This is a genomic window from Paenibacillus sp. S02, assembly GCF_019454065.1.
Taxonomy (GTDB): Bacteria; Bacillota; Bacilli; order Paenibacillales; family Paenibacillaceae; genus Paenibacillus; species Paenibacillus polymyxa_B.
In genome coordinates this window covers 3,601,587-3,619,324 of sequence record NZ_CP073682.1, presented here as the reverse complement: position 1 = coordinate 3,619,324, position 17,738 = coordinate 3,601,587, and the positions used below count along the sequence as shown (strand labels likewise).

Annotated in this window: 14 protein-coding genes; 11 read left to right on the top strand and 3 right to left on the bottom strand. The window is 44.1% G+C overall.

Translation table 11 applies throughout. The features are described from left to right. The first annotated feature begins 140 nt into the window (after positions 1–140). The gene (locus KAI36_RS16075; RefSeq protein ID WP_034095058.1) at positions 141–485 is read left to right on the top strand and encodes a winged helix-turn-helix transcriptional regulator; all 345 of its coding nucleotides are present in this window, start codon (positions 141–143) and stop codon (positions 483–485) included. Positions 486–610: 125 nt separating this feature from the next. On the opposite strand, the gene KAI36_RS16070 is transcribed toward KAI36_RS16075, so the two are convergent. Further along, complete coding sequence (locus tag KAI36_RS16070) at positions 611–910, bottom strand: hypothetical protein (protein ID WP_226887755.1); 300 nt, start codon at positions 908–910, stop codon at positions 611–613. A 317-nt stretch (positions 911–1,227) separates the two neighbouring features. Between KAI36_RS16070 and KAI36_RS16065 the strand changes: the two genes are divergently transcribed. Next, positions 1,228–1,995, top strand: coding sequence for a DODA-type extradiol aromatic ring-opening family dioxygenase (locus tag KAI36_RS16065; RefSeq protein ID WP_071641517.1), 768 nt, complete (start codon positions 1,228–1,230; stop codon positions 1,993–1,995). Positions 1,996–2,134: 139 nt separating this feature from the next. Here the strand turns inward: KAI36_RS16065 and KAI36_RS16060 are convergent, their stop codons facing one another. Further along, positions 2,135–2,851 (bottom strand): Crp/Fnr family transcriptional regulator, encoded by a 717-nt coding sequence (locus KAI36_RS16060; RefSeq protein WP_013310849.1) that lies wholly within the window; start codon positions 2,849–2,851, stop codon positions 2,135–2,137. A gap of 258 nt (positions 2,852–3,109) precedes the next feature. On the opposite strand from KAI36_RS16060, the gene adhE reads away from it, so the two are divergent. The 8 genes from adhE to KAI36_RS16020 all read left to right on the top strand — a co-directional run bounded on the left by adhE (position 3,110) and on the right by KAI36_RS16020 (position 15,916). Further along, a complete protein-coding gene (gene adhE, locus KAI36_RS16055) occupies positions 3,110–5,722 on the top strand; it encodes a bifunctional acetaldehyde-CoA/alcohol dehydrogenase (protein ID WP_023989274.1) in 2,613 nt (870 codons plus the stop codon). Between the two features lie 326 nt (positions 5,723–6,048). Beyond that, positions 6,049–8,310 carry a formate C-acetyltransferase gene (gene pflB, locus KAI36_RS16050; protein ID WP_025722256.1) on the top strand — a complete coding sequence of 754 codons (2,262 nt, stop codon included), beginning with the start codon at positions 6,049–6,051 and terminating at the stop codon, positions 8,308–8,310. Between the two features lie 51 nt (positions 8,311–8,361). After that, complete coding sequence (gene pflA, locus KAI36_RS16045) at positions 8,362–9,120, top strand: pyruvate formate-lyase-activating protein (protein WP_220025398.1); 759 nt, start codon at positions 8,362–8,364, stop codon at positions 9,118–9,120. A gap of 219 nt (positions 9,121–9,339) precedes the next feature. Continuing rightward, positions 9,340–11,562: a copper amine oxidase N-terminal domain-containing protein gene (locus tag KAI36_RS16040; protein ID WP_220025397.1), complete on the top strand. Its 2,223-nt coding sequence runs from the start codon at positions 9,340–9,342 to the stop codon at positions 11,560–11,562. A gap of 253 nt (positions 11,563–11,815) precedes the next feature. Then, positions 11,816–12,307 (top strand): Fur family transcriptional regulator, encoded by a 492-nt coding sequence (locus KAI36_RS16035; protein ID WP_013310843.1) that lies wholly within the window; start codon positions 11,816–11,818, stop codon positions 12,305–12,307. A 1-nt stretch (position 12,308) separates the two neighbouring features. Next, entirely contained in the window at positions 12,309–12,587 is a 279-nt protein-coding gene (gene yidD / locus KAI36_RS16030) for a membrane protein insertion efficiency factor YidD (RefSeq protein WP_220025396.1), read from the top strand. A 427-nt stretch (positions 12,588–13,014) separates the two neighbouring features. Further along, a complete protein-coding gene (gene metG, locus KAI36_RS16025; RefSeq protein ID WP_220025395.1) occupies positions 13,015–15,033 on the top strand; it encodes a methionine--tRNA ligase in 2,019 nt (672 codons plus the stop codon). Between the two features lie 166 nt (positions 15,034–15,199). Beyond that, positions 15,200–15,916 carry a cytochrome c biogenesis CcdA family protein gene (locus tag KAI36_RS16020; RefSeq protein WP_220028145.1) on the top strand — a complete coding sequence of 239 codons (717 nt, stop codon included), beginning with the start codon at positions 15,200–15,202 and terminating at the stop codon, positions 15,914–15,916. Here the strand turns inward: KAI36_RS16020 and splB are convergent. After that, positions 15,909–16,973, bottom strand: a complete 1,065-nt coding sequence (gene splB, locus KAI36_RS16015) for a spore photoproduct lyase (protein WP_220025394.1) — start codon at positions 16,971–16,973, stop codon at positions 15,909–15,911. The two genes, KAI36_RS16020 and splB, sit on opposite strands and share 8 nt — an antisense overlap. A 252-nt stretch (positions 16,974–17,225) precedes the next feature. On the opposite strand from splB, the gene mntR reads away from it, so the two are divergent. Further along, complete coding sequence (gene mntR / locus KAI36_RS16010) at positions 17,226–17,651, top strand: transcriptional regulator MntR (RefSeq protein ID WP_007430946.1); 426 nt, start codon at positions 17,226–17,228, stop codon at positions 17,649–17,651. The last annotated feature ends 87 nt before the right edge of the window (positions 17,652–17,738 follow it).

The following is a 17,738-nucleotide window of genomic DNA, read 5'->3' as shown; positions in this document are numbered from 1 at the left end:
GTTGGTTTGTTGTATAATCAGTTTTGGTCATGGCAACTTTATCAGCGCAGGTATTTAATTTAAGAAGAAAGTGTTTTCTTTCGGGATAAAGTATGCTAAAATGATATATACTAACAAAAGGAAAGCTTTATCAAACCGAAATGCAAAAGAAGGTGAAAAATTTGGAGAGTCAACCGCAATGTACAAAAATGTGTCCGCGTTTTGAAACCGCCTTTTCATGTTTGGGTAAGCGTTGGAATGGATTAATTATTCAATCCATGATGAGCGGTCCTAAGCGGTTTAAGGATATTTCCAATCTGATTCCCACAATGAGTGACAAAATGTTATCAGAGCGGATGAAAGATTTGGAAAATGAAGGAATTCTTACACGTCATGTATATCCGGAAACTCCTGTCCGCATTGAATACGAGCTAACAACCAAAGGCCGTGCACTTCAGCCGGTTATGGAACAGATTCAATTTTGGGCTGAGGAATGGATTAGATGAGCACCAAACTAAATAAGCGTTTCTCATAGCAAAACAGCCTTTTCCTAGGAAAAAGGCTGTTTTTTTATTTTGTGTATAGGACTACTTATCCATTTTACAGAAATGATGTGCATAGGCAGCACGGCTTAATAGCCTTTGACGCGCCCTGCAACTGAGAATAATCCTGCTGTTGCACGGCGGGGCACACGGGTTTGAATATCCAGCGCGGCCGAACGGAATGTACCCAAGCATGAATGGCATAGTCTTCCTGCATAAATGGGGGAACGGCAGGATTCACAAGGATAATCAAGCTGACTGTATGTGGAGGGAAACTTGCCTGCTCTTACCCAATCTGTGAGCAATTCTATAGGTGTGCCGGTTACGTCACTGAGCTGGCGAGTATGAGTAGAAGGATGCTTCCATAGATAATTAGAACAGCGGTCCAAGAATATATTTTCTTCCTGAATACAAGAACTACACAGGTTTCTAAGGTTTTGACGAAAAACGGAACCACATTTTGGGCAATTAGAAGTATGTATCTCCATAGAAACCAGTCCTTTGTATCGAAATATAATGAAATTTTAAATTTATTAGTTATATATTACTATGACCTTATACCTATATCAATCTTTATTTATGGAATCTCTGATCTTTAAGTGTATGTTGAAATCCGTGTTGACATTACTTTGTTACTTATGTATTATTACTTACATAAAGTTACTTGATGAATAAAATAAACTATTGATGATAAGGGGATCTTTATATGATGCCATCTTTATTTTTGGCCCACGGCTCACCGATGCTTGCTATTGAACAGACGGACTATACTTCATTTTTAGAGCAACTGGGGAAAAGCATTCGCCCTAAAGCGGTTGTTATCTTTACTGCTCATTGGGAAGCGCAGACGTTGACGATCAGTTCGATGGATGACGTGTACGATACTATTTATGATTTTGGCGGTTTCCCACCAGAACTGTACACGGTGAAATATCCAGCACATGGTTCTGTGGAACTGGCCAATAAGCTGGAAAAATTATATGAACAAAAGGGCATTGACGTACAAACTGACCGGGTGAGGGGACTGGATCATGGATCATGGACATTGTTGCATCGTATGTATCCTGAGGCAGACATTCCGGTAGTTCAGATCTCAGTAAATCCATATCTTTCGCCCAAAGCACAATATGCCATTGGTGAAGTGCTGCGTGGACTGGGAGAACAAGATATTCTGGTCATTGGCAGTGGAGTGACTGTTCATAATCTGCGTATCGTCAAATGGGGGGAAACGAAAACAGAACCTTGGGCTATAGATTTTGATGATTGGATTATTGAAAAAGTGCAAAGTAGAGATATAGAGGCTTTGGATCACTATGAAAGCGAAGCACCGTATGCTCGCCAGGCCGTACCAAGAGCAGAGCACTTCGTACCCTTGTTTATTGCAATGGGGAGTGGCAATCCTGCAAACAAAGCCAAGGTCATCCATAGAAGCTATGAGATGGGGAATTTAAGTTATCTATGCTTACAGTTTTAAAAAGTGTGTTGCCAGAAGAAGGACTAGTGTTAAAATGCTTCGCAACTGCTTCTGTATAAGTAGGGGAGTGGAAATAAATCAGGGAGTGTTATAAGCTATAATGGCTTATAACACTCCCTTTTACATAAAAAACGATTTATTATATCCGGCAAATCTCACGAGGGCACAATTCACAATGACATACGCCTTGCAGCATTTCCAAATCCTTGACAACAATCATGCCATTATCATATTCAACTGCATTTTTCTTACGTAGATCACTAAGCATCCGGTTTACGCTTTCCCGGGTCGCACCGATCATATTTGATAAGTCAGTATGAGTAATTTTCTTATGAATCAGGATATGTTCGCCGTGAGGCTCACCATAGGTATTACATAGACGGATGAGTGTTGAACATAAAGCGCCGGGCTTGCCGTACATCATCAAATCGCGGAACTTAGTTTGAGTAATGCGATGATGCGAACCCATCCATTTCATAAAGTCAATCGCAAAATCACAATGCTGGCAAATAAGCAACTCCAGATCTGTATGATCGATTACGCCAATATCACTGTCTTCCAGAACCTCAGCAGAAAAAGAATGCTTAGTACCGAAAAATGGATCGGCTTGACCAACAAGATCGCCGCTTTGATACATATATAGAATAAGTTCCTTACCCTCATCCGTTGTTTTGGTTACTTTCACGCGTCCGCGTTTAATATAAAACAGCTTATCCGCTGTATCTCCTTCCCAGAACAGATGCGAGCTTTCTGGCATAACTCGATCTTTCATCATCACTTGCAACCGGTTGAAGCTGGCCTCCGAGAAGCAACAGGTGTTGCCGCGGGCTTCCATTACATTTGTAGGGTTTCTCATCGTCCATTTCCCCTTTGTATCCTATGTTTTTTATCTGCAACTTGATCAATTCAAATTCATTATATACCTGCGCAATGCGTTTTTGGGGCAAGAAGAGGGGGTAAAAGTGGCAGAATTCCAAACTTTGTGATTTAATTCACTTCATAAAATAAAATTTTAAATAGATTGTGAAAAAAATCACAATATATCTTGAAAAGCTGTGTTACGATCAGTGCGTGAACAAGAGATAGTACACGAGATAACAGGAGGATGAGGGAAATGGCTGTTAAAAACGAGGTTATCCAAAAAGAGCAAAGCGCAGAGCAGTATATTCAAACGCTGATTGACCGGGGGAACCGGGCACAGCAAGCTTTCATGAGTATGAATCAGGAACAGATTGACGAAATCGTACAAGCTATGGCACTCGCAGGGATGGATAAACACATGTACCTGGCGAAGTTGGCTGTTGAAGAAACAGGACGCGGTGTGTACGAGGACAAAATCACCAAAAACATGTTTGCAACAGAATATGTCTATCATAGTATCAAAAATGAAAAAACCGTCGGTGTCATTGAGGACAATGATTTTGACAGTTTTCAAAAGATAGCAGAGCCAGTCGGCATTATCATGGGGATCACTCCAGTGACAAACCCAACTTCGACTACGATGTTCAAAGCGTTGATTGCCATTAAAACACGTAACCCAATCATTTTCGGTTTCCATCCATCTGCTCAATCGTGTAGTGCGGAAGCAGCCCGCGTCTTGCTCGAAGCAGCCGTCAAACATGGTGCTCCAGCTGATTGTATTCAATGGATTGAAGCTCCATCGATGGATAAGACAAATTCACTCATGAATCACCCGGATGTGGCTCTGATTCTGGCAACTGGTGGATCAGGCATGGTTAAGGCGGCATATAGCTGCGGTAAACCTGCTCTGGGTGTAGGCCCAGGTAACGTGCCTTGCTTTATTGAAAAAACAGCAGACATCAAGCAGGCCGTGAACGATCTCATCCTCTCTAAATCTTTTGACAACGGTATGATTTGTGCTTCCGAGCAAGCGGTTATTATCGAAGAGCCAATCTTCGAACAAGTGAAAAAATTGATGATCGCTAACGGCTGCTATTTTGTAAATAAAGAAGAAGCAGCTAAGCTCACTCAAGGAGCTATGAATGTCGAGAAATGTGCAGTGAACCCAGCTATCGTAGGGCAGTCTGCTGTGAAAATTGCTGAAATGAGTGGTATCACAGTACCAGCAGGAACTAAAATTTTGGTCGCTGAGATTGAAGGGGTAGGAACAAAATTCCCATTGTCTGCGGAAAAATTGAGTCCTGTATTGGCTTGCTATAAAGTAAAAAATGCGGAACAAGGTATTCAACGCGCTGCTGAAGTCGTGGAATTCGGGGGCATGGGCCACTCGTCCGCTATTCATTCGAACGATGAGGACGTTATCGCTCGCTTCGCAAACCGTCTGCAAACAGGACGTATCATTGTAAATGCACCTTCCACACATGGTGCGATTGGCGACATTTACAACACCAACCTTCCTTCGTTGACACTCGGTTGCGGTTCGTACGGTCGTAACTCGACTTCGTCGAACGTATCGGCAGTCAATTTGATTAATGTGAAAAGGGTGGCGAAACGGACGGTGAATATGCAATGGTTCAAAGTACCTTCCAAAATCTATTTTGAAAAAAATTCGACACAGTATCTTGCTAAAATGCCTGATATCACACGTGTAGCCATTATCACGGACCCTATGATGGTAAAACTGGGATATGTGGATCGTGTTATTCATTATCTGCATCAACGCCAAACACCGGTAGCTATCGAAGTGTTCTCTGAAGTAGAGCCAGATCCATCGACAGTTACGGTAGAACGTGGTACAGAAATGATGAGACGTTTCCAACCGGATTGCATCATCGCACTGGGCGGCGGTTCACCAATGGATGCGGCTAAAGGCATGTGGATGTTCTATGAATATCCAGATACTGATTTCAATAACTTAAAACAAAAATTCATGGATATCCGTAAACGGATTTACAAGTACCCACGTCTGGGCCAAAAAGCACAATTTGTAGCGATCCCTACAACCTCGGGTACAGGTTCCGAAGTTACATCTTTCGCAGTAATTACGGACAAAAACCTGGGCAACACGAAGTACCCGCTGGCTGACTATGAGTTGACTCCTGATGTGGCAATTATTGACCCAGTGTTTGTATATTCGCTGCCTAAAACAGCTGTAGCGGACACAGGTATGGACGTTCTGACACATGCTATCGAGGCTTACGTGTCCGTAATGGCTAATGACTACACAGATGGTCTGGCAATTAAAGCCATTCAATTGGTATTCCAATACCTAGAACAATCGGCTCTGATCGGTGATAAGCTGGCTCGTGAAAAAATGCATAATGCTTCCACACTTGCTGGTATGGCGTTTGCTAATGCATTCTTGGGTATTAACCACAGTCTTGCACATAAATGGGGTGGACAATACCATACAGCGCATGGCCGCACGAATGCCATTTTGCTGCCGCACGTCATTCGCTATAATGCGAAAAAACCGACAAAATTTGCTTCGTTCCCTAAATATTCGCACTTTGTTGCGGATGAACGTTATGCAGAAATCGCGCGCATACTGGGACTGCCTGCACGCACCACTGAAGAAGGGGTTAACAGCTTAATCGAAGCGATCCGTAAGATGAACAAAACACTCGGTATCGAGGAATCGTTCCAACAAATCGGTTTCGATGCGAAGGATTTCGAATCACGTGTAGACTATCTGGCTGACCGCGCATTTGAAGATCAATGTACAACTGCGAATCCGAAGTTGCCACTGGTTACGGAGTTGGCTGATGTCTATCGCAATGCCTTCTACGGACGTTTTGACCAATAATATAATAGGTAAGAAGAGGCTTGTGAAAAAGCATTTTCTCGTTCAATACCGATGCAGGCTCTCTATATAGAGGGCCTGTTGGTTTGGGAAGGGAGGTGAACGGCAAGGCTAAGGATAGGCGCGAAGCTAGGGAAAATAAAGTGATAAAAATCACTCATATTGTGATTTTTATCACATACTACACTCTATCATTATTCTACAATAAGGGTGTAAGAAAGGTCCCGACACTGAGCGTAAGGCATCGGTGAACAGGCCGGGCTCAAGAAATAGCTTTATCGTGAAAAAAATCACAAGTCCGGAAGACCAAACAATTTGGAGGGATTTACATGTCGGTGATTGAGAGAGAATTACAAGAGCAACAATCTGGCTGGAGAGGTTTTAAAAAAGGCAAATGGACTAAAGAAGTCAACGTCAACGATTTTATTGAAACCAATATCTTACCTTATGTTGGCAATGAAGAATTTTTGGTTGGTCCTACCGCCAACACAACTGCATTGTGGGATATTGTATCCGATCTTACCAAAAAAGAGTTGGCAAACGGCGGCGTGCTTGATGTAGACGTGAATACGCCATCCACTATTATTTCACATAAGCCGGGTTATCTGGACCGGGATAAAGAGCAAATTGTCGGTGTACAAACAGATGCTCCATTCAAACGCTCTTTGCAGCCGTTTGGTGGAATTCGGATGATGATCGACGCTTGCAAAGCCTATGGTTTTGAAGTACCAGAAAGTATCATTGATATCTTCACTCATATTCGTAAAACTCACAACCAAGGTGTATTTGACGCTTATACAGATGAAATGAGAGCAGCTCGTAAAGCTGGTATCATTACTGGTCTGCCAGATGCATACGGTCGTGGTCGTATTATCGGTGACTATCGTCGTGTAGCTTTGTATGGTGCAGACTTCTTGATCCAAGATAAAAAGCTGCAATTGAAAAGCCTTGAAGTTGATTCCATGGAAGAAGACGTAATTCGTCTGCGTGAGGAAATTTCCGAACAAATTCGTGCTTTGAATGAACTGAAACAAATGGCTGCTGAGCACGGTTTTGATATTTCAAAACCTGCTAACAATGCGAAAGAAGCTTTCCAATGGGTATATTTTGGATATCTTGCAGCAATCAAAGAACAAAATGGTGCAGCAATGTCCTTAGGACGTGTATCTTCCTTCCTTGATATTTACTCTCAACGTGATATGGAAGAGGGTACAATGACAGAAGAACAAGCTCAAGAACTGGTCGATCATTTTGTTATGAAATTGCGTATTGTTAAGTTCTTGCGCACACCTGACTATAATGAACTGTTCAGTGGAGATCCAACATGGGTTACTGAGTCCATTGGTGGTATGTCCGTAACTGGAGAAACTCGGGTAACTAAAAACAGCTTCCGTTTCCTGCACACCCTCTACAATCTGGGACCTGCACCGGAGCCGAATCTGACTGTACTGTGGTCAGAAAAATTGCCTGAAGGCTTCAAAAAATATTGTGCGAAAGTTTCTATTGAAACTAGCTCCATTCAGTACGAGAATGACGATCTGATGCGTCCGATTTATGGAGACGATTATGGTATTGCTTGTTGTGTATCGGCAATGAAAATTGGTAAACAAATGCAATTCTTTGGTGCTCGTGCCAACTTGGCTAAAGCTCTGCTGTATGCAATTAACGGTGGTAAAGATGAAAAATCTGGCGTCCAAGTAGGGCCTGAATTCCCAGCCATTACAGGTGAAGTTCTGGAATATGAAGAAGTGTTGAGCCGCTTCAAACCTATGATGGAATGGTTGGCAAAACTGTACATGAACACTTTGAATGTTATTCACTACATGCATGATAAATATAGCTACGAACGCATTGAAATGGCGTTGCATGATCGTGATATTCTCCGCACCATGGCTTGTGGTATTGCGGGTCTGTCAGTTGCTACCGACTCCTTGAGTGCCATTAAATTTGCAAAAGTTAAACCAATCCGTAACGAAAAAGGGATTGCTGTTGACTTTGAAATCGAAGGCGAATACCCTTGCTACGGTAACAACGATGACCGTGTAGATAACATCGCTGTGGAACTGGTAGAAAGCTTCATGAGCATGATTCGCAAGCATAAAGCTTATCGTAATGCGGTTCCTACTCAATCTGTACTGACTATTACTTCCAACGTGGTTTACGGTAAGAAAACAGGTACAACACCGGATGGACGTAAAGCAGGCGAACCGTTTGCACCAGGGGCAAACCCAATGCACGGCCGTGATAAAAAAGGTGCTTTGGCATCTCTGAGTTCCGTAGCCAAATTGCCTTATGAACACAGTCTGGATGGTATCTCGAACACCTTCTCCATCGTGCCTAAAGCACTGGGTAAAGAAGAAGAAACACGCAAAACAAACCTTGTTTCGATGATGGATGGCTACTTTGGAAGCCACGCACATCATCTGAATGTCAATGTGTTTGCTCGCGAACAACTGTTGGATGCAATGGAACACCCAGAAAACTATCCACAGCTGACGATTCGTGTTTCCGGCTATGCCGTTAACTTTATCAAGCTGACTCGTGAACAACAATTGGATGTTATTAACCGTACTTTCCACGGTACAATGTAAATAAGTATTACAATGACGCACGCATAGCGGATGCGGGAAGGATGATGCAACATGTTGAAAGGTCACATACACTCATTGGAAACCTTCGGGACCGTCGATGGTCCCGGCATCCGCTTCGTGCTCTTTATGCAAGGATGCTTGTTGAAATGTCAATATTGCCATAACCCGGACACTTGGGCCTTGAATGAAGGTAATCCGATGACGTTGGAGGAGGTATTGGCTGAGATTGAGCCGTATTTAACCTATTACCGTTCTTCAGGAGGCGGATTGACCGTATCCGGTGGAGAACCGACGCTGCAAGCTCATTTTGTCGCAGAGCTGTTCAAAGAAGTGAAACGTCGGTGGAATTTGCACACGACATTGGACAGTAACGGCTTTAATGACGCGGGCCGTATCCATGAACTGCTGGACGTAACAGACTTGGTGCTACTGGATATTAAGCATATTGACAATGACAAACATATTAAGCTTACAGGCAAGTCTAATGACCGTATGCTAAGTACCGCTCGCTGGTTGTCTGAGCAAGGGCGCAAAATGTGGATTAGACACGTATTTGTACCGGGTATTCATGATGACGAGCAAGATTTATTGAATTTGGGACGGTTTATCGGAACGTTGAACGGAGTCGAGAAATTCGAAATATTACCTTACCATCAAATGGGTGTTTACAAGTGGGAAATGCTCGGTAAGGAGTATCCGTTGGAGGGAGTTCCATCTCCTACAGATGAAGAAGTTCAACGTGCTTACCGACTCATTGAAGAGGGTCGTCTGGAGACTGCAGGAAAGAATGCTGTCTGTCGTCCATCATAATGTAAATGGTTCAAAAGCTATTTCCTAGTAATGAAGCCGCCGCCACATCAGGTCAGATGGGCGGCGGTTTTTTGTTGTTGAATTTTTTGCAGTCACAGGAGAAAGTTCCCTTTTTTTCATGATCAGCAAAATTTCCAGAAACTTTTTAACAACTGACGCGTCTAATAGTATGACTTTTTACGGGAATGATAATAATTTGGTGATAGAAGGAGACAGACAATGAATTTCAAGAAATGGACCATGCTCACCGCCCTTGCGGTGGCTCAGGTGGCCGCAGTAGCCCCTGTAGGAGCAGAAGCAGCATCAACAACCGTTCAATCCACCGATTCGGTTAGCGCACAGCAGGCTCAGGCCAATGTTGCTGATTCAGGCGTTCAGAATAGCATCGGAGATCAAGATGGAACTAGCACACAAAATGACACGGTGACACCTAATAACACAGGCGTATCCAATGATCCATTGACTGGCCTGCCTACGGATACAACCAACGGATCGAACGTATCCAATGATGTATACGGTGGAGACGGAACGATCACCAATCCTGGTGGAGCTCCAACATCCATGGGTGCTAATCAATTGATTTTGTACTTAAACAGCGCGAAAATGGAACAAAACGGACAGGTGTACACAGCAACTCAGCCGATGACTGTTAAGGACGGAGTTTCCTATGTAGCTATCCGTTCTCTTGTCAGCCGTGTCGGATTGCAGTTTAGTTATGACACTGCCACCAAAGAAACCGTAATCACACAAGGAACAAATGTCATGCGCTTCAAAACAGACAGCAAGGTTTATACGGTTAACGGTGAAGCCAGACAAATGAAGGGACCGGCTTTTCAGCAAAAGAACGTATTTATGGTGCCTTTGACCTCGATTACACAGGCCTTAAATATTCCTTATACTGTGAATAATACGACTAAACAAGTTATCATGGATTTGAATCAGAAGCCTAAAGCTTCCTTTACGGTTCAACAAAAAGATATCTATGCAGGCGAAACCCAGGTTACGTATTTGACAAAGGAATCCTCTCCTACAGGTCTACCGATTGTGAACCAACGTTGGGAAGGGAAGCAGGACGTATTTCAGGAGCCGGGTACATATGTAGTTACCTATTCTGTTCTTGACTCTGCTGGGAACTGGAGTGATCCTTACTCAGTTACACTTACAGTAAGACCACCAAATCAGCCGCCAGTGGCTCTGTTTACAACTGATAAAAAAGAGTACAAGATGGGTGAGAAAATCACCATTACCGACCTGAGTACAGATGATGAGAATGCTATCACTAAGCGTGATTGGGAGAACAAGAAACTAGCCTTTTTCCAACCAGGTGATGTAACAATTACGTTAACCGTGACTGATAAGCACGGCGCAACAGGTACCAAAAGTGAAACAATTAAAATTACGAATGAACTGCTATACAACGAAGATGATTTCAACAAAATCTTCACACCTTATGGTGACAAATATACTGTAGACGGTAGTCAGGTGCCTACCATGGCTACCATTCCTTTGACTAGTACATCTTCACCGCGTCTTTTGATCCGTGCTAACAGCCCGGAACGTGTATTTCAGGACGGAATTGTGTATCAGGAAACCGGATCAGGCAGCACGCGCATACTCGTCCATCATGTGAATGAAACGGGTCGAGATGTGAAAATGTACGTGATTGCGACAAATAACAATATTACTGCTACCAACCTGAATGTCGAAAATTCTGGTTTTGCTGGACCATCTGAATTTGCCACGGCTGCGGGTAAAGTCTCGATTCAACGATATTTTCAATCCATGCAGGATGGAAGCAAGCGTTCTAGCACAGTTCTAAATCCGGGTGAAAGCCGCATTATTTTAGAGGATTTGAATGCACAAAAAATCAAGCAAAAACAGGTCATATCTCTGTTATCCGATTTGTATACGGATCAACCTATTCAATACACGGTTATTGTGTTAGATGCAAATGCAGATCCGTTGACCGTATTGCCTACTTTGGCAAAACTGCCTAAGGACGGTATTCATAACCGTGGAACGTACGCTAATGCGGATATCTCGCTCAATTATACCGAAGAGGTTGGTAAAACAGCTCAACGTATCGTTCTTGGTGATAATAAGGTAGACCCGAACCTGATTGGTACGGACGGTCTGGACGGCTCTTCTGCTTCCAATGCTGGTAATTTTGGTGTTGTATATAAAGTTAAGTTGGATCATGTAGCGCCGTATTCACTGATTACGTTCAACCCGCGTGGAGGCGAATATTCCGGCTATGCGATGGTAAACAATCAGGTTGTGGGTATCCCGACGAACGGCGCGGTATGGGCTCCAAATGAGATGAGTGTGCTGTATCGCACAGGTCATATCGAGGAAAGTGTAGAGATGTATTTCACTGCAGCCGCGGGAAGTAACTTGCCTGTTTCCGTAGTAGTTATGCCTTTACCAGCTATTAAAAATTAATATGAATTAACCGGTGCTGTTTACCGGCTTAGACCTTGGGTCTCGTCATTCACCGTTTAAAAGTCGATGTCACTTGCAGAATATAGGCGTTCTCCTGCTGCGAATTTAATCGTAGCGCCGGAGAGCGTCTTTTTCTTATGTATAGATACGAATATCTCTTATAATATTGACTTTAATCGTGGTATAATAAATAGATGCAAGCCTAAGCCTGCATCAGAAAACCTGAAACTACAGACAGGGGAGGGTGAAACGCATGCTGACAAAGGATGAAATTATCGCAACAATGTCCGCTCAGGGGCTGCGTATTACAGATCAGCGCAAGACGTTGGCCACGTTATTTTCCGAGAATGAAGGGTATCTGTCCCCCAAAGACGTTTATGAATATATGGGTAAGAAGTACAGTGGACTTAGCTTTGATACGGTTTATCGTAATCTACGTGTAATGCAGGAATTAGGTGTGCTGGAACAGGTATCTTTTGAGGATGGAATGAAGTTTAAGGTGAGCTGTAATGAGCATCATCACCATCACCATATGATTTGCTTGAGCTGTCAAAAAACATTACCGATTTCTTTTTGCCCAATGCAAATGACGGATACGACGGATCAATTCCAAATCGTCGAGCATAAGTTTGAAATTTTTGGTTATTGCAAAGATTGTCAACAGAAGAATGGGCATACTGACAGTAATTCGGATGGGGGATTCAGACAGACGAGCAGTCACACTCACAGCCACGGGGGCTACTGAAATGAAAATCACCACACGCAGAGTGGTACAGGCTCCGATTAAGTTTTATCGTTTCTATATTTCACCGTTAAAGCCGGCTACCTGCCGATTTTATCCAACGTGTTCGGCGTACGCACTGGAGGCGGTAGAGGTGCATGGTGCGCTCAAAGGTTCATGGCTGGCTGCTAAGCGTATAGCTAAGTGCCATCCCTTTCATCCGGGTGGCGTAGATTTGGTTCCTGCTGCAAAAAAGGAGACATATAGGTCTAGCGAAGATCGTTTGGCTACCCATACCGAGTAGGGTCTGACTTGACAGCGCTATGCGGATTTGGTTATATTTTGGTTAATACTGTTTTCCTGCGAAGGGATGAGTAGGGTAAACCGCCCAGTACAGAGAGCCGGGGTTAGCTGCAAACCGGTCTGGAGCGAAGCCTGAATATGGTCCTGGAGGAACCTTCTTCGAGCGTATTTGCCACAGTTTAACAGTGCTGGGAGGCAATCGTAAGGGGGAGGCGTGTTCCAGCGTTAATGGGCGGTCAGATGTGACCGGTGAAGCCTGTAGTCTGTGAGGATACAGGAAAATTGGGTGGTAACGCGTGAGGTGACTCTCGTCCCATAGGGGCGGGGGTCTTTTTTGTGCCCAATTTGTGCCAAATTCATGAATTGGAGTACCTATCATGGTAGCAGGTCTTATCAAGCTGCCGTGAACAAAACAGGAGGCAACACACATGTCCAATGACAACACATTTTACATTACGACACCGATCTATTATCCGAGCGACAAGCTACATATAGGTCATGCTTACACGACGGTTGCGGGAGATGCAATGGCCCGTTACAAGCGGCTACGCGGTTATGAAGTGCGTTATTTGACAGGAACGGATGAGCATGGCCAGAAGATTGAGCAAAAAGCGAGTGCAGCAGGCAAAACGCCGCAACGTTTCGTGGATGATATTGTGGCAGGTATTCAAGATCTGTGGCGGAAGCTCGATATTTCCAATGACGATTTTATCCGTACTACGGAAGAACGTCATAAGGCTGTCGTACAGGAAATTTTTGATCGTTTGCTGAAGCAAGGCGATATTTACAAGGGAGAATACGAAGGCTGGTACAGCATCCCTGACGAGACGTATTACACAGAAACTCAGCTGGTTGACGTGGTGAAGGACGCCGAAGGCAATGTGGCAGGAGGAAAAAGCCCGGATAGTGGACACCCTGTAGAACTGGTCAAAGAAGAGTGTTACTTTTTCCGTATGAGCAAGTATGCTGATCGGTTGCTGCAATTTTATGAAGAGAACCCGCAGTTTATCCAGCCGGAATCGCGTAAAAAAGAGATGATCAATAACTTCATCAAGCCGGGTCTGGAGGATTTGGCTGTATCTCGTACTACCTTCGATTGGGGCATTAAGGTGAAGGGGGATCCGAAGCATGTCGTGTATGTGTGGATTGACGCACTTTCCAACTACATCACAGCCTTGGGTTATGGCTCTTCCAATACCGAGCTGTATGATAAATTCTGGCCTGCAAATGTGCATATCGTAGGTAAAGAGATTGTACGGTTCCACACGATATATTGGCCGATCATGCTGATGGCGCTGGATCTTCCGTTGCCTAAAAAAGTATTTGCACATGGTTGGCTGCTCATGAAAGACGGTAAAATGTCGAAATCTAAAGGCAATGTTGTAGACCCAGTGACGTTGATTGACCGTTATGGTCTGGACCAACTTCGATACTACTTGCTGCGCGAGGTGCCTTTTGGGGCAGACGGAACCTTTACACCAGAAAGCTTTGTAGATCGAGTTAATTCGGATTTGGCAAATGATCTGGGCAACTTGTTGAATCGTACCGTGGCGATGGTAGATAAATATTTTGATGGCAAGGTTCCGGCTTATGAAGCGAATGTAACAGCATTCGACGGAGCTTTGGAAGACATGGCAACATCGACTTATAGCAAAGTAGAAGAAGCCATGGAAAACATGGAGTTTTCCGTGGCATTAACGGCGATTAGTCAATTTATTAGCCGTAGCAACAAGTATATTGACGAGACGCAACCATGGAATTTGGCTAAGGATGAGGCAAAACGTCGCGAATTGTCATCTGTTATGTTGCATTTGGTAGAAAGCTTGCGCATCGCTTCCATCTTGCTCCAGCCATTCTTAACCCGTGCTCCTCATAAAATTTGGGAACAGCTCGGTATTAGCCAAGGTGAGTTGACTACATGGGATAGCGGCAAGCAATTTGGTCGTATTCCGGAAGGAACGCAGCTGGTTAAAGGTAATCCGATCTTCCCGCGTCTGGATTCAGAGCAAGAGGTTGCTTTTATCGTGGAAGCAATGACTGGGGGTAAGAAACAGGATGAAGCTATAGCACAAGTTCAACCGCAGAATGCATCTGAGACAAGCCAGGAAGCACCGGAGGCAAAGGAAGAGATTGGCATTGAGGATTTTGCCAAGGTAGAACTGCGCGTTGCTCAGGTCGTCGCCTGCGAGCCTGTGAAGAAGGCCGATAAACTGTTGAAGCTCCAACTTGATCTTGGTTATGAGCAGCGGCAGGTAGTATCAGGGATTGCGAAGTTTTATACACCTGAAGATATCATTGGGCGCAAGGTGATCTGTGTGACCAATCTGAAGCCAGTAAAACTTCGGGGAGAGTTGTCGCAAGGTATGATTTTGGCAGCATCACATGGAGATCAGCTTACGCTGGCCACCGTACCGGAAGGTATGCCGAATGGTGCAGTTGTAAAGTAGAACGCTATGTAAAAATAAAAGAACGTAATGAGCGTATGTCCGGGAATCATTCTTCCTGGGCATACGCTTTTTGGCTTGCATCATATTTTGCTCCCGCTATACGTATGTTTTAGTAGGCAGGGCTTGTTTGCTCGTGTTCACTTAAGACAGGTGGGAGGAAATGATGATGACAAATATCAACGCCGGGTTGGCGATCATAGCCGGACTGGTTTCTTTTTTTTCACCGTGTTGTTTACCGCTGTATCCATCTTATTTATCGTATATGACAGGGATGTCTGCGCGTGAACTGGCTGAAGGACGGCACAAGGCTGAGGTTCGTTATCGTACGATGGGACATACGCTTGCTTTTGTATTGGGCTTTTCGGTCGTTTTCTATTCACTGGGTGCAAGTGTCGGGTTGCTTGGAGAATGGTTTGCCAATTATGGGGATGCGCTAAGAGTGGTAGCGGGGTTACTTATTTTACTAATGGGACTGGTATCTCTTGGTGTGTTGCGTCCTTTGATTCTAATGAGGGAGCATAAGTTTCGCTGGACATGGAAGCCCGCCGGGTACGCCGGTTCCTTTGTAATCGGAATTGGGTTTGCGGCAGGCTGGTCGCCCTGTATCGGTCCCATGCTAACAGCTATTATTGCTTTGGCGGCAGTAGAGCATCACATTTGGTTCAAACTGATTACAGGCTATGCGCTTGGCTTTGCAATTCCATTTTTTGTATTAGCTTTGCTGGTAGGCTCTGTTCGACTATCCTCTCGCTATACCTCCATCCTCATCAAAACAGGTGGCATACTACTAGTTATTACGGGCATTTTACTGGTAACGGATCAAATGACCGATGTAACGCTATTTTTACAACGGATTACCCCAGATTGGATGCTAGTTATGTGAAATATTCAATACGACTTAAAGGGAAATGTTCAAAAATGCGCTCTGTGATAAACTCTCGCAGTGCATTTTGCTGTTCATCGGGATAAACATATTTGTTTTGTCCCCAGCGGCCCCATTTTTTCTTTCGTTTCTCTATGTCCATCTCCAGCTTGGTTTTCGGATAACGTTTCTCGATAACAGCTTTGGATGTTTTGGTGAAGCGATGCTGAATTAATTCGAACGTCAAATCTTTTGTAGCATGCTGTGGCAAGGCTTCTTCCAATTTTCGCAGCAACTCGCCGTAACCTTCTTCCCAGCCGTCATACCAGATGATGGGTGCAATGATGAAACCCAGTGGATAACCAGCTCGTGCGATTTTGCCAGCGGCTTCAATACGTTCCTCGAAGCGTGAAGTTGCAGGTTCAAACTGTTTAATAACATAATCGGAATTAATGCTAAAGCGGATGCGAGTATGACCATTATGTTTAATATCCAGCAATGGATCAACATGATGGTATTTAGTAACAAAACGCAGACGACCAAATTCTTCATCTGCCATGAAACGAATCAAGTCTCCAAGCGTTCCGGTGATATGCTCCAAACCAACCGGATCGGAGGTGCAAGCTGCTTCAAAACGGGTAATTTCAGGCGCACGCTCCTCGGTATAAGCTTTAGCTGCTGATAAGATATCGTCAGTGTTGACATATACACGAATATACGGCTTTGCTCCCAAGGTTGTTTGTAAATAACAGTAGTGACAATGCCCCATACAACCAGTCGAAATGGGGATGGCGTATTCAGCAGAGGGCTTGGATTGGTCAAAAGTTAACGTTTTACGGATACCGACTACCAAAGTTTTTTTTGCCATTCGGTACTTTTCAACTTCAGTTTCACCTGGTAAATTGGTAATTCGGTTGTGAGAGGTAGTCATCCGATACGGAATATCCTTGGCTTTAACCCAATCCATAATACGCTGGCCCTTGGGATAATTCAGTGCGTCTGGCTCAAAAAACACCAGGTCAGGCAAGAATGGCTTGGTTCCTCTGGTTTGGACAGGAGTACGCTCAAGCGTAGACATGGCTAACGCTCCTTTCGAAATAAATCCACAGTGCTCTGGTGTCCAACTTTAACATATTGCCGCAGAAATAAACGATACAGGGACGACGATATTAGTGTACCCGGCTTAAATTGAACAAATCGTGGCAATAGCTGTGAGTGGAGGGATGAGACTTGCCAATGGGCAATGATAACATGTATCATTACATAGTAGGTTTAACGCAGGAAATGAAGGCGGTAAGCGCCCGTTCAATAACAGAAAAGAGGGAAACAAGTGCCAACGCCAAGCATGGAAGATTATTTGGAACGCATTTACCAACTGATTGATGAGAAGGGATATGCTCGTGTCTCGGATATCGCAGAGGGGTTAGAGGTGCATCCTTCGTCCGTCACCAAAATGATTCAGAAGTTGGATAAGGACGATTATCTTGTATATGAGAAATATCGGGGACTGATTTTGACACCGAAAGGGAAAAAGGTCGGCAAACGGTTGGTTGATCGCCATCAGTTATTAGAGCAATTTCTGGATATGATTGGGGTTGACAAGGACCTGATATATAAAGATGTGGAAGGTATTGAGCATCATTTGAGCTGGGATTCCATCACCCGTATCGAAACATTGGTTGAGTATTTTCGTCGGGATGAAGATCGCTTACGCCAGCTTCATGACATACACAAGGAATTGAGTGGAGATTCCTAAAAGCATCTGTCCTTACGGACGGTGCTTTTTTATTTATCCCGACCGCAACAAATATCCGGTTATTAGCGTCTATCCATTATATAGCAG